Below are 20,428 nucleotides of genomic sequence, written 5' to 3' on the forward strand. Positions count from 1 at the left end.
TAGCCCTCCTTTATACATATGCCTATTTCAAATCAGTTAACTTAATGTAATGAGTATCACTAATTTGGTCACTACCATTAATGTATTTAATAAATTTATCTATTAACTCACTTTTTGGCATAGGCTTGTCCTTGAATATTTCAATAAATTTATTAATATCCCTTATAACAATATCAACATTAACAGTTAATGCTTCATTTATAAAATCAATTATATCAGGGTTGGCTCTGATAAAGGCTTTATAATTTGCAACCTTATCTTCGTCAAGAGGTATCATATACATTTTTTCTACTTTCTCTACCATATCCAGTTTCTTACCTATTTGTTTCAAATAATTTATATGCTTATAAATCTTCTGTTTGTTAAATTCATTATTTAAGGAATCAATATATCCATTAATGGCATCAGATATTCCCTTAATAAATTTTGATTTATTTTCAACATATTTCTTTGAGCCTAATTTAAATCTGCACTCACAGGCTCCTTCGCCTTTTTCTAATATGGCTAAAGGTGACCTATGACACACTTTCTCTAATTCTCTATTTATATCGTCTGTTATATTTACAAAATCATAATCCATATTTATGTTATTAATTTGGCTTATCATGCCAAGGAATTTATAATTATCATCCTCAAATATAGATTCCAATTCTTTAAATTCAGGCTTTTCATTTTGTTCAAGATGCTCAATAACATATCGTTTGTTATATTCTTTTCTAAAATCCTCATAGGACTTGATAACAACTTCACTCGCGTCCGTAAAAATGAAGTCGTCACCATTCTTTAATTTTTTTACAATGGCATTATAACTATCCTTTAAAGTTTTATAAGAATCCTCCTCTGGAATAAACAAGTTTTCATTTTTTAACTCTATATTAATCTTACGAAGTTTTAATGGATAACTGTTAAATTCACCCGGGTTTACCCAGTTTAAGATTCTTTGATAATCATTATACAAAATCTCAACAACATCTTTTCCATCCTTCTTTTCAAGTAAGTGTTTATTGAACTCGCAAAAGTACTCTAGTCCATCCTTTGAATTATTCTCTTCTGAAAGCGAATCCAACATAATAGTAAATTGATTTATTACCTCATAAGTTTTTTCAAAGTCATTTTCTTCAATTTGCATATTCTTAATAAATTCATGTAACTCTAGTTTTATTTTCTCAATATTCTCAAGAGTCTTTTTCTTAAAACTAAGCATATCTTCCCATAATTCTTCTTGGGCTGCTAAATCTTCCTTTTCAAAGTTTCTATTTAAAAATAATTTTGAAAATTTCATTAATCCTTCATAATATTTGCTTTCTACAAACTGTCCTAATCTAAATTTTTGTACAGAACTATTAAAAGGTAATTTGATTTGGCTTACGTTTAACCTTTCATCACCTTTTATAGGAATCAAATAACCTTTTTTAATCATTAACGCAAAAATTATCTCTACTGTATTTTTATCCGGACCAAAAGTTGATTTTCTAACTTTTTCATACAATTCTTTATAAGATATTTCGCCTTTTCTGTTTACTTCATCAATAATGAATTTTATCAATTTATTGCTTTTGCTATCTAAAGAATATTTAATATCATTACCAGCATAACTAACATCGCCGAATTTTTTGATTATATTATTGATTATTTTGGAATCTGTAGGGGTTAAGGATAACCTATCTTTATTACCAAATAAGAATTCTTTTATAAATTTATTACTGCTGACATCAGACAAATTTATATCCTCATCCGGCTTAATAAATTGATTATCCTTATAAACATCTTTTAACACTTTACTAACGGCAGCCTGAATGATTCTTGAAAAAGATTCCTTGCTAAAAGCAGCAATGTTTACATCTATTTTCCCATCTACATTATAGAATGAACCATTTAAATATAAGTTCTTAAGAATCTCTCTAACTTCATCTTCTTCCTTATAAATCATTTCTTCAACTTTTTCTTTTAATTGTAATGCATCAGGAGATGCAGATATTTCATACTCTCGCTTATAATCCTTTAATACTTCAAGATGGGCATAGTATTCCTTTAAAATATTTAATTGTTCTTTACCCTCTTCACTTTCAAGAATATCCGAAGGCAACCAATAAAGAATACATTTCGTTATACGTTTTTCCAATTCTTTTGTATAACTATCTTTATGGTTTGCAAAAAGTGCAAACGTAATCTGGCCATCTTCACCTAAACCTTGCAATTCTTTATCAATCGTCCTTTTTTGTTCATCAATTTCAAAAAATGTTCCTATATTTATATAGTAATCTATTTCAGATTGCTTAAGATTATTAAGGGCACTCCTTACATTGTCTTTTGTTTCACTCCTTGTAAGGTTATATACCTTAACAATTCCTTTTCTGCTGCTTTCATTCCATTTTATGTTTAGTTCTGCAGGCTCTCTAAAAGAATTCAATAAAACAGGCTCTACATTAAGTACATTTATTAAATCATCAACAATAGAATATACATTATTGCCTTCAAGTTTATCCAACACTTTCTTTGTATCCTGTCGAATTTTTGAGCCTATTCCAAGGTCTTTATTAATGAAATAGATGTTTTCACTTTCACCTTTATCACTTTCTTGCTTTTCAATATATTTACCTTGTTCATAAATCTTTGAAAGGATTGCATCTACTTTTAATTCTGCAAATTCTCCCTTCATTTTGGGATATTGAATCATATTGGTAAGGTCTCTTACTGTATAATTCTGCTCTATATCATTAATTTTCAATATGGTCATTACATTAATTAATTTCACCGCAATTTCTTTATCTTCCGGGTTATTATTAAAAATAACATCCAGTTGACCCTTTCCTCTTCCTTCTCCTCCCATAAAATAATTATAGATATCGTCGAAATAAATTCTTTTATCTGATAATTCTTTTATTCTATCTTTAAAGTGCTGCAAAATTCTGTCTGGGGTTACTAAGGTAAAACAATCTTCATCCATAATACCCTTTATATTTCCACCTTCCTCGATGTTACCCCTAACTTGACTTAAAACAAAGTCAACAATAGACCTCTGCCTTGACAAAAAGCGTAGTGATTTTGATAATACCTCCAATGTTTCAGGATGTAGTGGATATATTTTCATAAACTTATTTTTATCAGCCTTATTAAACGCACTGTATTTATCTTCAAGAGAATAAAATATTTCTTCTATCTTCTTCGGATTCTTTTTAATAATAAGCCTTTGGTCAATAATATCCTCAATGTCTTCCACTGTTAACTTGAACCTGTTCTCAGAAGGAAATCTATCCTTCATTAGGTCATAAACTCCTGGAACCCTTACTTCATTAACATCCTCCAAAAATGCTCCTACTATCCATGCGGGTATTATTTTATCTGTTTCTCTCTTTTCTGCATTTTCTAAAAATACTTTTAAGAAAAGTGCGTCATTTCTTGCATTAATACCCCTATCATGCAAATATTCAGATAACTCATCAATTAGAATAAGTACACCATCATACCCCTCTTCGTATAACCATTTAAAGAGGTAATCCTGTTTGTCTTTTCTTCCCCTATCTGGATTGAAAAATCTTATGTCATATTTTGTTATAAATCTTTTAATAATTTTAGTTAACGCTCTTCCCCCAAGATTAGCCTTCAAATCAGCCCAACTTGCAAACTTACCTTTAGAGTCAATTCTTGCAAATTCATCTACTTTCTCTTTATATCTTGTATTTGACACAACTGCCTCTTCAAATTGTTCGATGTAGTAACTTTCATCAGTAAATGGAAACCCTGAAATATTTTCAGCGGTCCTATAAAACATATCTTCAAGAGAAGTATTGGGTCCTCCTTCTTCTGCAATAATTGGAACCACAAAAATCTTTTTATTCCTGAAATGTTCCTTTGCATCGTCTATTGCTTTACTTTTATTTTTCATCAAATCGAAAAACTCGTTATTACTCATTAGTAAACCAAGAACAGACATGAAATGAGATTTACCACATCCAGGAAGACCTGAAATCAAAAATCCATGTCCCCTGTCCTTGAAATGAGTAATTTTATAAAAAAATCTGCTGATATTTTCTTCTACATTGTTTGTAATAACATAACCTTTTAATAAAGATTCAATTTTATTTCTATCTGCATCTTTAGAAATATTTTCTGTCAATTTTACAATAGTATCTATTCTTGGAACTTCAACAATATCCCTAATTTTCATTATCCCCCATCCTCCTTCAAATGACCTCTACATAATCATAGGCTTTAACGGGCAGCATATATCTGTATTCATTAGGAACTACAACAATAACTGTATACTTTTTTAAGGTCACTCTATCTAGAATCTTTATCCATTCAGTATTTTTCTCTGACAGCAGAAATTCCAAATGGTCAAGTACATATAGATTATTAGAACTCTCTATAAACTTTTCTTTTATAAGTTCTTCAATAAAGTCTTGTGCATCCTCGGAAAATTCTTCTGGATATACTTCATATGTAGATATAGGTCCTTCAAGTATCTTCTGTTGTAAATATAATCCAACATCAATGTAGTACTTACTATAATCATTTCCATATTTACTTTTTAGAAAATTTATCACTGCTTGTGTTTTTCCGCTCATATGTTCACCAAATAAGAACAATAACTTTCTTTTATCCATACTCCTTATTTTCTTTTCAATCTCTTCTTGAATCATTTAACCACCTTCTCAACTAACTGTTCAAGGTTTTCATAACTAAATTGGTATTGGGAATTATCTCCCATTACATAATTTTCAATATATCCTTCATCCATCATCCACTTTAGATATTTATTAATCAAAGGTTCACCCATTAAAAAATATTTAAATACTTCTGCATTGAATAGTACGTCTGCTCTCGGCATCTTATTATCTCTGATTTTTCTAAACTCATAGTATAAACAAAAAACAAGCGCTTCGTTAGTAGGCCTAATGTTCCAATTCAACTTATACCTTTTTTCATTAGAAACTTTATCATTAACTGCATTTAACACCCCAAAATCCTTTAGTATGTTAACGACAACATTAAAAGTTTTTTCAACTGAACTATCCTTTGCATCAGGCATTCTTATTCTGAAGTACTCAAGTAAATCCTTGCTTGAAATCTCACCCGGCAGGTCTCCTTTAGCAAATGATTTTACACATTCGCCGACACAAATATGTTTTATACAGGTAATATAATAAAGGACTTCTTTTTTAGACTGGTAATTAGTTATTTCATTTATAAACTTCAGTAAAGGAGTATAAATTATATCGTTTCCTTCAGTTTCAATAAAACGCTCAAAGAATCTCCTCCTGTACTTCAGTGACGCCTTTTCTCCAAAGGGCATCACTGATTCAACATACTGCCTTACTGACTCTTTATTTCTATCCTGCTCTATAAACCTTATACAATCTAGTGTCTCTTCTACCGGCACCCTTTCTGATAAAGGTAAGAACTTTTGTAAAGCATTCATCTTTATCACCTTCAATCCATTGTAAGTAAACTATTTTCTAAAAGCCTTCTTAATCTGACTATTAAAAATCTCTATATAATCTTCTTTATCTTTAATATTAAGTCCTTCAAATAATTTCAATATATCTCTTGCTTTCTTCTCGTTTGGATTAATTTCTGTATATTCTTTTATAGCATCAATAAAATATTCTTTATGAATCTCATCATCCCATTCGGATAAACCATAGTAATTATTGTCATAGTATTTCACAAGTTCCTTTGGTTCTTTGTCTGCATTTATATTTTTAATATAACTACTCCACGTATCAGCAAATTTATTTAATGCTTCTTTCACTATGTCTTTTGATTTTTTAGTAGGATTATCTTTTCTCATAATGTTCATAAGTTCTTCAAAGTTGCCATACAGGGTTTTAAGAGCATCTCTAATTTCCATAATATTCATATATTTTTTTGCACTAGTCAAAATTTCTATAGTGCCTTTTTTTAAATGCTCATTAATTGCATTAAATAGTTGTAAAAAGTTATAAAACTTCCACGGTTCATTTGTAGCATATTCTTTAATATATTTTTGACGTAAAGTAACAAGGTCAGAATATTTAACTTCATACATATCTGCTATATGTTCAAGAGACTTATTATTAACAACATGCTCTTCTATAAACCTATCGACTGTAATTACTTTTTCCAATTTTTCCTTATTTGTTCTATAGGTAATATCAGGTTTTTCGCATAAAAATTTTTCAATAATTTCTATTTCATCTTCCTCCATACTATATATTCTATATATAGCATCATTTAAGTATTTTTCAGTTTCTTTTATTTCTACTTTAATTTCTTCAATTTCTTCTAACGCCTTTATATAGTTGGACACCACATCTGTAGTTAAATTAAACTTTATACTGTTTATTTTTTGATTTAATTCTATTATTTTTTTAACTTTCTCATTTATTATTGGCAATTCATTTGAATTAATTAAAGGTATGGGCAATTCCTTTAATACAACTGGTTTCACTTCTGCATATAATTTATTGTTTTCCTGAACTATTAATTTATAGTATGCATTCATTAGGTTAGAATTCAAAATTGCTGTTATATACTCTTCAGAGTAAATCATTTTGACATCTTCTTTTAAAACAATGTCTATAATACTATTTAAGTTATAATAATTATCTTCGTCTATTGTTGCTATTAGACTATCACCAGTCTGTCTGCAAAGAATTTTCTTAGTCTCAAATTGTTCTGGACTTCTTGGCCAATGTAATTCAAACCATCTAATAATTCCTTTTTTTGCTTCTCTTCTGCTACTTAACTGAACCTTATATTTTTCAAGATGCTTGAGAGTTTTTTCACAATTTGCAACATCCGTATCTTTATTTATATATAAAACATATTTATCCGCATATGATATTGAATATTTATTTATATTACTTCCAACTAATACCTTTCTCAATAACCTTTTATCCAACTCTTCGATTTGATTTAAATTAACTACAAATGCCTTATCATTTCCGCTTGCTATTCCTACAGCGACATATTTACATATATCATCAAGTTTCTTATGATTAGATTTTATTTTAAGAATCAAATTAATTAAATCTTCTCTAATTAATAAAAATTTATACTGGTCTAGTTTTAAAAAAACACTTTGTTTAGTCTTTAAACTTAATTTATCAATGTTATCTATCTTTATTTTCTTCTCATAGTTATTAGCACAGTCACTAACATCTAAAAGATGTATTTCATTATTCAAATCAATCAAATTCTCTATAATTAATATCATTGTAGGATAAGAATTATCTTCGAATACATTTTCCCCCAAATATATTATTGTTTTGATGGCAAAACTATCTAATAGATATTTTCTACATTTTGTATACTCATATTGAGTCAATAAAGAATTAGGAATGATTATTCCTAATTTTCCTTTTAGTTCTTTACTTGCTCGTGAAATAAAATAATTATAAACATCAATTGTTCTCATATGAACATCACTATATGTATTCATATAATATTTCTTAAGTGAATCATCACTTAGTTTCGAACCATATGGCGGATTCCCAACTACATAATCATATTTTTTAGACCAAAATTCACAAAGTCTTACTAATTCTTCTGCCTTATCCCAACTCAATATATCTTGCCTTTGTATTCCAGCAATATCTTTATAATTTATCGTATAATAGAGTTTATTATGGTCTTCTAACTGCTGTTTTAAATCCTGCCAATCATAATCTTCTTCCCATTTAATTAAACTGTCGCATTCCATAATATTTAGTTCATCTGTGAAGTTATCAAGGTCTTTTAGCAGCAGATTAATGGTAGTTAACTGCACTGCAAAACTATCTATGTCCGCTCCAAAAATACAATGCTTTAGGATATGGTAATGAATTCTATCCTTTACCCAGTATTCCTTACCTTTCATTTTTTTATTTTTATAGACATAATCTACATCAGCATATTTTTCTCTTAACTTATCAATGCTTTCCTCAAACTTCTTCCTCAATATGTCATACGCCATAATTAGAAAATGCCCGCTGCCACATGCAGGGTCTAACACAGAAACAAAAGGATTTTCTATCACATCTGCTTCTGCAACTGTATTGTTTAAAATATATTCAATAACAAAATCGGGAGTATAAAATTGCCCAATTGCCTTACGGGTTTCCCTGTCCATAAATTTTTCATAAACATCACCTAGTATGTTCCCTTCCGCAGGAACATTAAAGTCAAATTTCGATGTATCGAGTTTTTCTATAATTTTTGCAACATTTTCCTCATAACTATAAATCGGTGTTTTTTTATACTCCTTGCTATCCAGCATAAATTTTAATTCGAGTTCCTGTTTAGTAGGATTTAACTTTTCGTATTTATCCTCTTTAAAAAGGGCAATATTTTTAAATGACTCCTTCATATCAGCAAAAGCAAACTTTAGCAGTTCTCCAAAAGTATAGTTGGAAATCAGGCTTATCCACCTATCTCTGCCCCTTGCAGATAATTTCTTGCCTATATTAGGGTCTTTTGGCTCTCCCATAATAAAATCTTCTTCGGGATTAAACATAAATCCTTTGTCTTCACATATCCTTATAAATAGCACTTTGTTTATAAGCGTATAAGAAGTCCTATGACAAAAATTCTCATTCCACTTTTCTTTGTCATCATTCTCTATACCATTTTCTCTATACTCTTTTTCAATAAAATTTCTAAAATCTTCGTTATTTTCATATTTATATGTAAAAAGTTCCTTGTATACAGAAACCATATCTCTGTGAATCTGTTTTAACTCATCTATTAAAGCATCCTTATTAAATCTAACTGTTTCACCCATTTGAGTTCTACCTCCTTACCGTATTCCAAGGTTGTTTAACAAAAAGTCAATTGCAGGTGAAGGCAATAAATATTTCTGGAGATTCTCCCTTTCTTCAGAAGGATAGATAGTTTCAACAACAGTTATAGCCGTATTGGGGTCCAGAGTTTTAAAATCATAATCCTTTAATAATTCCAAATAGTTATTCTCTCTATTATGAGAAGGATTGAAAACGCTTTTTAATCTTGAGTAATAATCATCATATGCTGTTTCTGCAAATGCCTCTCCTATCCCCTTTTCCCGTCTTAAATCATCACATGCAAATTGAAATAATTTTACATAATCGTTTCTGAAGTTTTTGCTCATCTCTCTCCACTTTGATATACCTTCAGCATTAAGTTTAGAATTTATTTTTGGGTTTGTGTCTTCAATTAAACGAATCAAAATATACTTTAAAACAATATGTACAGCAATCTTTAATTCTATAAAACCTTTTATCTTATCTTTACTAACTCTTCCACGATATTCATTTAGAAATAACACATTTTCTGCGCTACCTGTTATTGAGCCTTTGATAGATTTTAAGATATTTTCTTTAAAACTCGTTAGAGTTTGTATAAATTTATCTTTATTAGCACTTATATCCATAAAAACCCTCCTGCCCAAATTTAAATGTTAAAACTTTATAGTTTTGCATATATCTTTTATCGACTATTATAACTATCTCAATTATATAATAAAAATTCGACAATAATAAATAGAATCCTTTTTTGATTTAGTAAAATATGCAAAAGACACATACTATAAAAGCATGTGTCTTTTGCATATTAACCTTTCATAATAGAAATGTTATTCAGCAATCTCTTATGAAAGCACATTATTATTTGTTTACTTAACTTACAAGATGCTCACCTGTATACTGACCGTTCTTTTGTCCAAACATTTTAAATCCTGCTGTAATTGAATTGCAATTGATAAAGACAATTTCTATTTTATTTTTGCGAACTGCATTTATAGTCTTATAAAACATTGCATGTGAGTTATATGCAGTGTTAAAGTATATTTTGTCAGCATTTTCTAATATTTTTGTATCATAGTTTAACTGTTCTACTTCTATGAATTTAAAGTGAGGCACAATTTTACGCATATGCTGTTGCCATTGCGGAGTTCCGCCAATAATTACTCCTCTAGTTCCAGTTAATGCGTCATTAGTTATCTGCTCTTCATTAACGTATCGGCTTTCATCAATTAAATTTTCTATAGTCATTTTCAGTAATTGAATTTCTTCTTTATTTTCCTCTAACAATTGGTCTTTTCCTTTAATAATCTCATTGTATTGTTTCTTAATATCGATGATTTCTTTTTCTTTTTCTCTTACTGTATCCAAACTTATAATTTTAAGTTTTTCTCTTAATTGGTTATTTTCTCTTTCTAATTTTTCAACCTGCTCTTTTAGACAATATATTTGCGTTGTAAGTTTTTCAAGTTCAATGTCCTTTTCTATGCTGCTTTTATATAATCGCACATAGGTACTGTCCAATGCACTATATTTATTAATTAAGACCTGAAACATTCTACTAAATATAATATAGTCGAACATATTTTCTTTTTCATGAACATTATTCAAAATGTCATCTATTGATAAATCAGAGGCATCAAGATAACTTGCCAAAAGTTCCCTATCTTTTTCCTCAATCTTGTAACTCTGTCCAAAATCCCATAAATCTATAGAATAATAACTCATTAAATACAAAAGCCCTTTGCAAAAATTACTATTTTTATCTAAATTAATTCTTTTTTGCAATGTATTGTCTCTGTTGACTTCGCCTGAGACTAATTGAAACTCCTTATCAAGTGATTGAAAGAATTTTTCTTTTATCATAATATTCCATGCTAATGATAGTCTATTATTGTATGCATCTATTTCACGTTTGCTTTCATCTCTCTTATGAGTCATGTCCTTATTAAACATATCTAGCATTTGTTTTATAATATAGATTGTATAACCTTCAGACAGATTATCCAGACCATAATCTTTTATTTGCTTTATTTCTTCATAAACTACACAATCGGTATTTTTAACATAATCATATAATCTGGGCCATCCTGACTTGAGAATTTTTCTCATAAAGTTGTTTCCATTTTTAGATAGAAAAATGCCTGTTAATTTAATGCCATACTCTTTCATATCTTCTGGTATAATTTTATGCCTATTATTGTTAAAGAAATCGCTATTGAGAATCAGTTCATCATATTCTCTTTTATTATTTTCATATTCTTCATCTATTAATGGATAAAGCGATTTGTTACTTAATATTGCTATAAGTAAACAACCATAGTCTTTAGACATCACATTCTTTTTTGTATTAATCATAATCATTCTCCTCTCTTCAATATAGCCTAATATTTATTTAAATGGACATTTTCTAAAGAAGATTTCAGTAGTCGGAATTTATTTAGTGTTTCTCCATACGTTGCTTTTTTATAAATTAGTTGTATAAATTTCGGGAGTATCAGGCTTTTAAACCTGATACCTCCCTACTTCCTTGGAGATGCAATTCACTCTCCTATTTAATGCCTTTTTCTTTTTCTATTTTTATTGTATAATTGGTCATAGATGGTTTTATAAAGTACATTTTTGTTTTCAGAAGAAGCATTTTAATGAATGCTGCTTCTATTTTTTTGAGATTCCTATTTTATTTTCCATATAAACTTGTTTCCACTATTAACTAACTATATTTTCTATTAGTCTAAGCGCTGCGCAGAAATGTAAATTGCACCTGCGAGTTCTTCTCCCAACACATTTGCAAAATGTCTTCCAATTGCTTCTGTAAGTTCAATTTTCTCTAACCATTTGCATGCATCGCATGGCTCTAAAGGAATAATATCTTCTTGCCCTTCATATTCTGTATATCTGCCACCAATATAGTGCAAAAACATTTCTCCATTCTCAGTTCTATATAGCCTTTCAAGTTGATAATAGTCGTCGCCTTTTTCATGTCCATTCCAATATTCTCTTATCAATTGGGCAGTCTCAGTATCATATACTTTATTGTTGATAATCTTTTTCATATTTCATCTCTCCTTTATTTTTGATATTATTAATAAGCAGGTTGTTTTTTGATTTCACATCTCAAAGGTTATTGGGCAAAATGTCTCTTTTTTTGATGGTGCTCTAATATTTATCATAAAATCCCCCTTAATTACCTCATATAGTTAAAACAAAATATATTTCTAAAGCCAGAAGGTTCAAATTTTCAAATTTTTTGAACCATTTAACCCCTACATATAAAGCATAGCATATAAAAATTTGGATTCTTGTTGCAGGCCTTCCCCCTCACATTTATAGTATTACACATAAAAAATTTGAAGTTTTCTCTGTACCTTTACACTATTGAGCATAGCATATTGTAAATTTGAAAATTTTTACTCCTTCTCTACATTTATAGTATAACTCATAATAAATTTGGGATTTTTTCAAACGTCACCCCCTCTATAATTGAGTATAACACGTGTAAAAATATGTAAAATTGTAAACATCGATTTGCCATAGAACCAAATCTCTTATATCTTGCACCCATCTCACCTTTAATTGGCAATAAAAAAACTGCCTACTTTTTTGTAGACAGTTTAACGAAAGAGGCATTGATGATAAAACCTTTACTTGACCGATGCATTTTATATATAATTATCTCTCTATGCAAAGTATATTTTGTGCTCTGTACTTTTACCTCAATCTCGTATCTTTTATTCTTAATCCCTTAACCCACAAATATGTATATTAATGAGTTAGAGTAAAGGCTTATGGATTAAGAGGTTTAATGAATTATAATGCGACAAAAATATAATTATGTACTAAATAACAACTTTATAATTAATTCTGCAGCCCTTTCCATTAACAATCAAAAAGGCTAACAGATTAGCATACTCCAACTACCCGTCAGCCTGGTCAAAAAATGTATATTATTCAGTCTTTTCGTTTAATAGTTTTTTGAACATTCTTTCTATCTTGTTTATAAACTTCTGCCTGCTCTCACTTGTATTAATAATAGAATATCCTCTTTCCTTTCCTCCCTTAATTATTTCAGCATACCATACTTTAGAAGATTTTAGCAGGTCGAGTTTATTAATTAGTGGTAGATACTCTTTCCAATTCTCCTTATCCCGTAACACCTTGCTTATGGCTACGTATCCGTAAAACATGAAATTTTCCCCTATTAACGATGTTTCTTTACTTTGTGCTCTCTTTTCGTAATTGTGCAACTCGGGAATGAGGTTTATTAGTTCATTAAAAAATTCTGACAGATATTTTGCAAGTTCCATTGCCTGAACCCTTGTTTCCAAATCCTTATAAACTAAATCTATAGCATTTACAAGAGTGGCAAAAGTAACAATATGCCTCTCATCTTTTTTGGGAATTGAATTTCTCACTACTTCCACTCTACCAGCCAGGTCGCTGTTTTTCATAAGTTCTCTAACTATAATGTTTGCAAGGCCGGTTTGATTAAAATATTCCGCACGGCTTGAACTGATTTTGAGCCCAAGAGAAAACTGATGGAATTGCTGTTGTGCGGTCTGGACATTATAGTGGGTAACTTTTACAGGGAATTTTAGTTCGGTTAAATCGAAGAATGTATCCCCTTTTTCGTTTCCTTCAAGAATCATGCTTAAAGCCCTAATTCTGTGCTGCCCATCTGCAATGTTTATTTCGCCATCTACAGCAAGATTACCCTCATCATCAAGTTCGACTTTTTCATTGCCATCTTCAAGAACATTTAATGTAATCATATCCGTAAAATATTGGCCTGAAAGCATAGAAGTATAGATTTTTTTCACATTGGCTTTATTGTACACAGCAACCTCAACTTCACTATTGTCCTTTCCCCTTTTTACCTTTGTTCCTCTTTGTATTTCTGGATTATAAGTTATTACCCCATCCCTCCACATCTCTGCTAATTCCTGTCCATCAATTACTGTCTGGTATTCCTTTTCGCCTACTTGAGTCACATTCCTAAACACATACTCTGCCATACGAACTTTCCTCCCTCGTTTATATAAATATAAGAATACAGCAATCTTTTCCATACAGAAATTATTAACAGCATTTTCTGCTTGTATTCTATCAAATGAAGGCTTAAGGCACAAGGAAAAAAATAATTGTGTAATATGTAGGATTTACTTTAACCCCTTAATCCTTTTTCAGTTATTACTATAATATCATTGCAGAACAAAAAATCAAAGGAAGAAAACAAGTATTTTGACGTTTGTCTATATCAATAATAACTAAAGCAAATTTTCTAAGCATAGGATGCTGCAGTATTCCACACATTAAATGTTCCCAATAGTTTCTATTGTACAGACTAGTCAATGGGTCTCTGTAAGCAAATTTATATAAATCTTCTTGTGGTTGAATAAGAATTAAATAGCATTCTGTTTTATCTAAGACAAACTTATCAACAGTGATACTACTATTCCTAACATTGAAATTGAAAGTATGTTCAACCGGCAGATAGTCTAAAATACTGAAATCCCTCAGCCACTTTTTAGTAATGTCCTTATCAATATTGCTATAGTAAATCATGCCTTGCCGGTTTATCAATATGCATATTGTTTTGCCGTCTTTTACATACCTTTTCATAATATATTCTCCTATAAGCCCATGCAATGTGCTTTATTAGAACATAAAAGTCTAAATGTTCGGTTAAACTTAGATTGTTCTAATAAAACACAAAGGTGATATACACGAAATTAGTACTCGATAATGATAACCGAAACATCATCGGGCCTCGGTTAAAAGTTGCAAGACTAAGAAGCAATCTAACCCAACAACAGTTATCAGCCAAGTTGGAGACTATAGCCGTGTATATAGACAGAGCCAGCATCTCCAAAATCGAGCAGCAGAAACGCATTGTGACAGACTACGAGTTGCTTGCCCTGTGTCAAATCCTCAAAGTCAGTCCTGGTTGGCTGTTAGGGTTAGAAAAATAATTTTTGTTCTAATAAAGAACATTATAATATATATCCTTATTTTTGTAAATTCAACAGCCCCTTTTTCCTTCTCTTACACCCTATACCTTATATGCGTTCAAATGCACACAACTTGTTTGTTATATATTTAACCATATTTTTCAGAGTGCAAACAAAAACACACCTCTCCTCTGCGTTATGCAGTATAAGAGAAGTGTGTCCCTTTCGGCTGTATGCCATCATATTACCATATTTTAGTTATGAGTACAAGAATTAATATTATTTTCCCTTTGCAATCAATGTCCACCGAATGGCAGTCTTACTAATTGGCTGTATATCATTTCCTGCTGTGTTTACTTTAACGTAATATGGCCTCAAATTAAACCTATACCCTTTACTCACCAGATATTCAACCGCTTGTATAAGGGCTTTCACTGTCATATATGTTGCCTTTATTCCTATTGCATCAATATGGACAATGCCATCCTCAACTACGTATTTATTAATTGTATCAGCAATAGCGTTTATATTACCATTTCCTGAAACCTTTAATACCTGTATACCCAATATAAAATCCCTCCTTAATGTTTCAAGCATTATAGGAAGGAATTTTATATTATTTCAAGTTTAAATAACAAATAAGTAAAACTGTTAACTTTTGCAAACAGTTAAACTTTGTTTGTTGCTTCTTATAAACAGTTGAATTTTGTTGTTTTTCCTTATAAACAGTGGTGCAAATGTGTTTGCCAAATCCAGTCATATTTGCACCACTGTTTGATAAGGAGTAACAATTAATTTTACCTTTTACTATAATATTTAAAAAATACTTTATTAATAAAAATATGTATCATAGTTTAACTGTTTGTAAGAGTCAACAATGAATGAAATATTTGTAATAAAAATATATACACAGTTCAACTGTTTATAAGGATTTAACAATCCCTTTATATTTCTATATATATTATACTGGCCTCAAATTTAAAAACGTGACACTTTTTTAGAAAATTTTTTAAAATTTTTTTGATTTTATTCTACAGCACTTTTCAGTCCTGTATCATAATCTTTCACAACGATTTTCTTCTTGTTATATCTTATAGTCTGGAGTTGTGCAGTTTTATATGCTTTGTCGACCTGCTCTTTTGTGGCTTCTCCTGCATCCTTTGCTCCTTCAAGAACCATTTTATAGATATTTTTAAATCCTAATTCCTGAAGATTCTTTACATTATTCTCAAAACCTTTTAATCCAGCCTCATCATTGTCAACAAGTAGATATATCTTAATTTTTTCTCTTACATTCTCATACAACTGGTAAAGTTGATATAGTTGTCCCTTACTGAGGGAATGGCCGAACATCCCAACCGTATTTTTATAGCCATGCTTGAGAACCATTTTCATTACATCAAAGGGTCCTTCAACAATAAAAACTTCTTCTTTACTGCTATTAACTAACCGATTGGCATTATATAAAACACATCCTGACCTAAATCCTTGAAAATTATAGTACTTTTTATATTTACAGTTTTGTTTTTCAATCTCTTTTATCTGCTCTTCTCTGCTAAGGCCTTGTAATCCCAGCCTTCTAGCCCAATAATCGTAATGTTCTTCTTCGCTGTATTTATTTCTTCCCACAACCCCGACAATCTTTTCGTCCAAATCTCTCACTAGAAAACATATTCTGTTTCTGAATTCATTAGTACAGTCCCTTCCAGCAAAATATATTTCCATCTCTTCAGCATCTTTCACTGTAAATCCTCGTTCATAAAACTCAGGAGGATATACTCCTTTATTAAAACCAAAACCTTGAAGACTAATCTCCGGCAGAATTCTCTTCTCAAGCACAATTTCTTCCTCAGCATTTACAAATTCTTTTTTTATTTCTGCAACATTTTTATGCTCAACATTTGAAACTGTAATCCCTAAAACACCTGATATCCATTCCAGTGCTTCAGTAAAACTATAGTTTTTCTTTTCACATACAAATTTAATAAAGTTTTCCCTTTTCCCACATTTAAAACAGCCAACAAAATAAGAATTGTCATTACCTTTCTTTAAAATTGCATGCTGATACCTTTTACTATGCATATCACATCCCCAGGGGCAGTGCTCAAACTTCCCATTTTCTATTACATATCCCATGTTCCTAATTACATACTCTATATCTAATTGACTGCTAGCATCTATCCTCTGTTTTAACTCATTATAGTATGCATATGTCTGCTGTTGATAGTTATTATATTCACCATTCATCTTTTCTGGATGATATTTAAGATACGTTTTAACAACTATTCTAATTTCTTCATTATCGTTATGGGTAAGATAATTTTCCAAATAACTTCTATTTATTTCATCAATCTGCTTCAGCGTTAGTCCCTTATATTTCCCAAATCTAACAATATAATCACCCGCATATGTTTTAAAGCATTCTGCTATTTCTTCTTTTACTGTATCGTTTGTGCTTCTTTTGTACTGTCCCCATAGATATTGTAATCCAGAAAAGTTGGCATGTATGGTTTCCATATTCATAACTTCCACCATACCCATCCCCTTTACCTTACCAAACGAAAAAGTTTTGTTTTCCATATACATCGCCTCCGTCTTAATTTGGAGGCATTATATTAGGCGTCTCGTTAGGTTTCAAATTTTCATCTTATTTTTTTAAAATTTTTGCCTGAAAATTTGATTTTCTTCCTGCCACGGCTAAAATGTCAAAAACAGTCGTGGAGGATGATTTATAATGAAAAAGCCATTTGTAAATGATGAAGAAGTAAAATTTTTGTTATACCAATATAAACTAGGGCAAAAAAAGAATGTCTTAAATAAGCATCAGCAAAATGATGTTTTTATCAATCTTTATAATATAATTGAACCTCTTTTAAAGTGGACAATAACAGGGGATATAACTAAAATCTACTCTCCAAAGGTTAGAGAAAAAAAGTATTCTAAACTTATTAAACTACAAAAATCATTATTGCCCAATGAAAATGGTAATAGTTTTAAATTTAAATTTGATTTTACCTCCGCTTTAGAGAAATACCTGAAAGATTATATCCAACTATATGGATATATAGATGACAGTCAGCCTTGGAACTATTCCTTAATTTATCCCTTTTGGGAACTGATAAATAAGATATCCTTAGAAAAAATTGAAAAATCAATAGATAAATATGATAATCAATACTCCTATTACCTTGCTGTCAAGTTCTGCGACCAGTATTGGAATTACATATATAAATGTATTAGGAGAGATTTGACGATACAGATGCTTAGTATAGACAGCATTAAACATGAATGCTCTCCAAATGGCACAACTAATTCTTTTGATAAATTCCAATATAAACACAATATATATACTCTTATCGACGCTGACAGTATAGACGATATTTTATCTAGTATTAAAGGAATATTAACCAATAAAGAACAACAAGTATTAAATTTGCTCATAGATGGATATACCCATATAGAAATTGCCCAAATACTAAATATTACTCCTGAATATTCCCGCAAGATAAAATCTAGGGCTGCTAAAAAGGTTCGCAGCCATCTATGCAGAACGAGATAGTACTCTGTATCCATAGAAGTCCATGTTACTGAATTAATATACTATTCACTCATATGGCTAGATATATTTTTATGCCGTCTTTTATTTTTAGCCTTTATACTTCTAATCCCGTTGTTAATATATATGTAATTAGTTGAAACTGTATAAACCTTTGAATTCAGAAAGTTTAAAGCATTTTTATGGCGACAAAATTAACTTTAACCATATAATTGACGCATTGCAAGAAAGAAAAATTTTTTGAATTTGATAAAATATAAAAATATATTTGACTTTTATCTTTATCCTTTCCTATAATGCCATAAAACTTTGGAAAGGAGATGGTGGTTTATGAAGAATAAGCATCTTAAATCAGAAATTGCCAATTTACTAGAAACTGTTGATAAGGCTTTTGGTAAAGATTCTGTTCCGTATCAAAATTTGGACTATTGCTTTGATATTCTAGTAACCGTCTATGAATACAACTGCGACAGTGAAAAAGACTTGCTGGGCGAATTAAAAGATTTAATAAATAAACTTTCTGAAAAAATACCAGAATTGACTCCTGAACAGTTTAAAGAAAAATACCCCAACATAAGCGAAATGATTGATTACCTGGATAAATGGCTAACCGACTAATTATCTTTCAAGGCTTTCCAGTTTTATCGATGGGAAGCCTTTTTTCTATAGATTCTTAATAAGATAATGGGTAAGAAAAACAATATTTTTAATAGATATTATCATATTAAACAGTTACGAATTCCAAGCCCCCTATCCCCTTTAACCTATTATCCCCCTACACCTGCTTTTTTAGAATCACTTTTATACCCCTTAACCCTTAAAACCGTTTCTAACTCCTTTTCCCTATTAAAACCCATCCATTTGCTCCGTTTCTCATGCAAAAAGAATGAATTCTAAATAATTATCTTATCAGTTTTCTATATAAGGAAACCATTTCTAAAATCGAGTTTTACGCTTCTATTATGCTCCTGAGAGAAAATTACCTTATATAAAAACAAAATAGGGAAAGAAACTGCAGCAAAGCAATCACTTCCCCTATTTTGCGTATTTATCAACTACATTCCCCAGAATGCACTTTAAATATAGCATATCCTAGAATTATTTGTAAAGAAGTATATCTTTAATTTTAGTTATCCTCATATTATAGTTCCTTTTAGTTCCTAACTTTTTATTCCAGTTCGTTTGAGAACATTTTATTAAGGCATAGAAAACAAAGAGAAAAGGGCAAAAACAGTTTAATTAAAATTTATAATATATTGCTTATTTATTACATATATAGCCGAGAATAAATCAGAAAGTCTTAAACTCCACTATTTATTATGCCTATAGATTATCAAACATATTAAATATGTCGTCAGGTAGTTCATGTTGGTCACAACTATTATTTTCTTTCTCTTTGTTTTCTAGTATAATTTCTCCACATTCTTTTATTGCTTCTTTCACTACCTGTTTTATCATTTCCTCATCAAGACCTTTATCTCTTCCCCCTATATAACTTAACACCGCCTTAATTACATAATCTGTTTTGTACTTTTGTAAAGAAAGTATGTTATATACCCTAGCATCATCCTCCCTATCCATAGAAAATGAGAGGTTTATCCTTTTTGTTGCCATAAACTCACCTTCTTAGTTCTTGCTCTAATAGGATTTTAAAACCTTTGGCATTTGCAAACTGGTCAAGAAAGTCCGTGTACTTTACTCTATTTGACTTTTCAATGTAATCCTGAAGCATTATGCTCCCTCCCCCTGTAAAAACAGTAGGATTGTGAAACTCAAATCCATATTCTTGAATTTTCGCTAATATATTTTCTACATACTCTTCTGACATCACTTTAATTACTTCCTTAATATCTGCCTCGAAAAGAACAGGTTCTTTTCCTGTGATAATCTCCTGTATCTGAGTTTCCGTAAGTCTGATATTTGTTTTAAGAAGTTCCTGCTGTATATTGGCAATTAATGTGATGATTCCGTTGGGAAGCGAATAGCATGCTGAAACATCTATGATTCCATTTTCTACTCTGAAAAAATCAATTGTATATCCACCAATATCGATAACATTGCATAGAAGATTCCTGTAACTGTTAAACACAGTTATTAGTGCGGAATACCCTTGAGGATAAGTACGGCAATCAACTATATTAATTGCATAATCCTTTTTGTTAAAATTAAACTTTATATCC

General features: G+C 30.2%; 16 protein-coding genes. 3 read left to right on the forward strand and 13 right to left on the reverse strand.

Annotated features, from left to right (window positions below; genetic code table 11):
* Window positions 1-22 precede the first annotated feature (22 nt).
* From BUB48_RS13880 to BUB48_RS13920, 9 genes are all read right to left on the reverse strand, one after another.
* Window positions 23-4,168, reverse strand: coding sequence for a hypothetical protein (locus tag BUB48_RS13880; protein WP_073026825.1), 4,146 nt, complete (start codon window positions 4,166-4,168; stop codon window positions 23-25).
* Window positions 4,169-4,184: 16 nt separating this feature from the next.
* Window positions 4,185-4,643: a hypothetical protein gene (locus BUB48_RS13885; RefSeq protein ID WP_073026826.1), complete on the reverse strand. Its 459-nt coding sequence runs from the start codon at window positions 4,641-4,643 to the stop codon at window positions 4,185-4,187.
* Window positions 4,640-5,422, reverse strand: a complete 783-nt coding sequence (locus tag BUB48_RS13890) for a hypothetical protein (protein WP_073026827.1) — start codon at window positions 5,420-5,422, stop codon at window positions 4,640-4,642. Before BUB48_RS13890 ends, BUB48_RS13885 begins: the two co-directional genes overlap by 4 nt.
* A gap of 30 nt (window positions 5,423-5,452) precedes the next feature.
* Complete coding sequence (locus BUB48_RS13895; protein ID WP_073026828.1) at window positions 5,453-8,746, reverse strand: N-6 DNA methylase; 3,294 nt, start codon at window positions 8,744-8,746, stop codon at window positions 5,453-5,455.
* A gap of 15 nt (window positions 8,747-8,761) precedes the next feature.
* The gene (locus BUB48_RS13900; RefSeq protein WP_073026829.1) at window positions 8,762-9,373 is read right to left on the reverse strand and encodes a hypothetical protein; all 612 of its coding nucleotides are present in this window, start codon (window positions 9,371-9,373) and stop codon (window positions 8,762-8,764) included.
* A 244-nt stretch (window positions 9,374-9,617) separates the two neighbouring features.
* Window positions 9,618-11,099 (reverse strand): hypothetical protein, encoded by a 1,482-nt coding sequence (locus BUB48_RS13905; RefSeq protein WP_073026830.1) that lies wholly within the window; start codon window positions 11,097-11,099, stop codon window positions 9,618-9,620.
* Between the two features lie 371 nt (window positions 11,100-11,470).
* Window positions 11,471-11,797: a hypothetical protein gene (locus BUB48_RS13910; protein ID WP_073026831.1), complete on the reverse strand. Its 327-nt coding sequence runs from the start codon at window positions 11,795-11,797 to the stop codon at window positions 11,471-11,473.
* Between the two features lie 891 nt (window positions 11,798-12,688).
* Window positions 12,689-13,756: a DNA sulfur modification protein DndB gene (locus tag BUB48_RS13915; RefSeq protein ID WP_073026832.1), complete on the reverse strand. Its 1,068-nt coding sequence runs from the start codon at window positions 13,754-13,756 to the stop codon at window positions 12,689-12,691.
* Between the two features lie 178 nt (window positions 13,757-13,934).
* The gene (locus tag BUB48_RS13920; protein ID WP_073026833.1) at window positions 13,935-14,363 is read right to left on the reverse strand and encodes a hypothetical protein; all 429 of its coding nucleotides are present in this window, start codon (window positions 14,361-14,363) and stop codon (window positions 13,935-13,937) included.
* Window positions 14,364-14,458: 95 nt separating this feature from the next.
* On the opposite strand from BUB48_RS13920, the gene BUB48_RS19190 reads away from it, so the two are divergent.
* Window positions 14,459-14,713, forward strand: a complete 255-nt coding sequence (locus BUB48_RS19190; RefSeq protein WP_073026834.1) for a helix-turn-helix domain-containing protein — start codon at window positions 14,459-14,461, stop codon at window positions 14,711-14,713.
* 258 nt (window positions 14,714-14,971) lie between these two features.
* Here BUB48_RS19190 and BUB48_RS13930 read toward each other — a convergent pair whose 3' ends face one another.
* Complete coding sequence (locus BUB48_RS13930) at window positions 14,972-15,259, reverse strand: stage V sporulation protein S (RefSeq protein ID WP_073026835.1); 288 nt, start codon at window positions 15,257-15,259, stop codon at window positions 14,972-14,974.
* A 459-nt stretch (window positions 15,260-15,718) separates the two neighbouring features.
* Window positions 15,719-17,272, reverse strand: a complete 1,554-nt coding sequence (locus tag BUB48_RS13935) for a toprim domain-containing protein (protein WP_073026836.1) — start codon at window positions 17,270-17,272, stop codon at window positions 15,719-15,721.
* Between the two features lie 154 nt (window positions 17,273-17,426).
* Here BUB48_RS13935 and BUB48_RS13940 point away from each other — a divergent pair, with 154 nt between their 5' ends.
* Window positions 17,427-18,251, forward strand: coding sequence for a LuxR C-terminal-related transcriptional regulator (locus BUB48_RS13940; RefSeq protein WP_058486981.1), 825 nt, complete (start codon window positions 17,427-17,429; stop codon window positions 18,249-18,251).
* A gap of 327 nt (window positions 18,252-18,578) precedes the next feature.
* Window positions 18,579-18,866, forward strand: a complete 288-nt coding sequence (locus BUB48_RS13945; RefSeq protein WP_073026837.1) for a hypothetical protein — start codon at window positions 18,579-18,581, stop codon at window positions 18,864-18,866.
* Window positions 18,867-19,571: 705 nt separating this feature from the next.
* On the opposite strand, the gene BUB48_RS13950 is transcribed toward BUB48_RS13945, so the two are convergent.
* Window positions 19,572-19,862: a hypothetical protein gene (locus BUB48_RS13950; RefSeq protein WP_073026838.1), complete on the reverse strand. Its 291-nt coding sequence runs from the start codon at window positions 19,860-19,862 to the stop codon at window positions 19,572-19,574.
* Between the two features lie 4 nt (window positions 19,863-19,866).
* Window positions 19,867-20,428, reverse strand: a 562-nt coding sequence (locus BUB48_RS13955) for a ParM/StbA family protein (protein ID WP_139249999.1), incomplete at its 5' end; no start/stop codon positions are given.

The sequence above is a fragment of the Lutispora thermophila DSM 19022 genome, assembly GCF_900142105.1.
GTDB lineage: Bacteria > Bacillota > Clostridia > Lutisporales > Lutisporaceae > Lutispora > Lutispora thermophila.

Excerpts from the sequence above, each read along its gene's own strand:
- BUB48_RS13885 (WP_073026826.1), bottom strand. The coding sequence starts at position 4,643 with ATGATTCAAGAAGAGATTGAAAAGAAAATAAGGAGTATGGATAAAAGA.
- BUB48_RS13890 (WP_073026827.1), bottom strand. The coding sequence starts at position 5,422 with ATGAATGCTTTACAAAAGTTCTTACCTTTATCAGAAAGGGTGCCGGTA.
- BUB48_RS13900 (WP_073026829.1), bottom strand. The coding sequence starts at position 9,373 with ATGGATATAAGTGCTAATAAAGATAAATTTATACAAACTCTAACGAGT.
- BUB48_RS13940 (WP_058486981.1), top strand. The coding sequence starts at position 17,427 with ATGAAAAAGCCATTTGTAAATGATGAAGAAGTAAAATTTTTGTTATAC.
- BUB48_RS13895 (WP_073026828.1), bottom strand. The coding sequence starts at position 8,746 with ATGGGTGAAACAGTTAGATTTAATAAGGATGCTTTAATAGATGAGTTA.
- BUB48_RS13910 (WP_073026831.1), bottom strand. The coding sequence starts at position 11,797 with ATGAAAAAGATTATCAACAATAAAGTATATGATACTGAGACTGCCCAA.
- BUB48_RS13920 (WP_073026833.1), bottom strand. The coding sequence starts at position 14,363 with ATGAAAAGGTATGTAAAAGACGGCAAAACAATATGCATATTGATAAAC.
- BUB48_RS13915 (WP_073026832.1), bottom strand. The coding sequence starts at position 13,756 with ATGGCAGAGTATGTGTTTAGGAATGTGACTCAAGTAGGCGAAAAGGAA.
- BUB48_RS13950 (WP_073026838.1), bottom strand. The coding sequence starts at position 19,862 with ATGGCAACAAAAAGGATAAACCTCTCATTTTCTATGGATAGGGAGGAT.
- BUB48_RS13945 (WP_073026837.1), top strand. The coding sequence starts at position 18,579 with ATGAAGAATAAGCATCTTAAATCAGAAATTGCCAATTTACTAGAAACT.
- BUB48_RS13880 (WP_073026825.1), bottom strand. The coding sequence starts at position 4,168 with ATGAAAATTAGGGATATTGTTGAAGTTCCAAGAATAGATACTATTGTA.
- BUB48_RS13935 (WP_073026836.1), bottom strand. The coding sequence starts at position 17,272 with ATGGAAAACAAAACTTTTTCGTTTGGTAAGGTAAAGGGGATGGGTATG.
- BUB48_RS13905 (WP_073026830.1), bottom strand. The coding sequence starts at position 11,099 with ATGATTAATACAAAAAAGAATGTGATGTCTAAAGACTATGGTTGTTTA.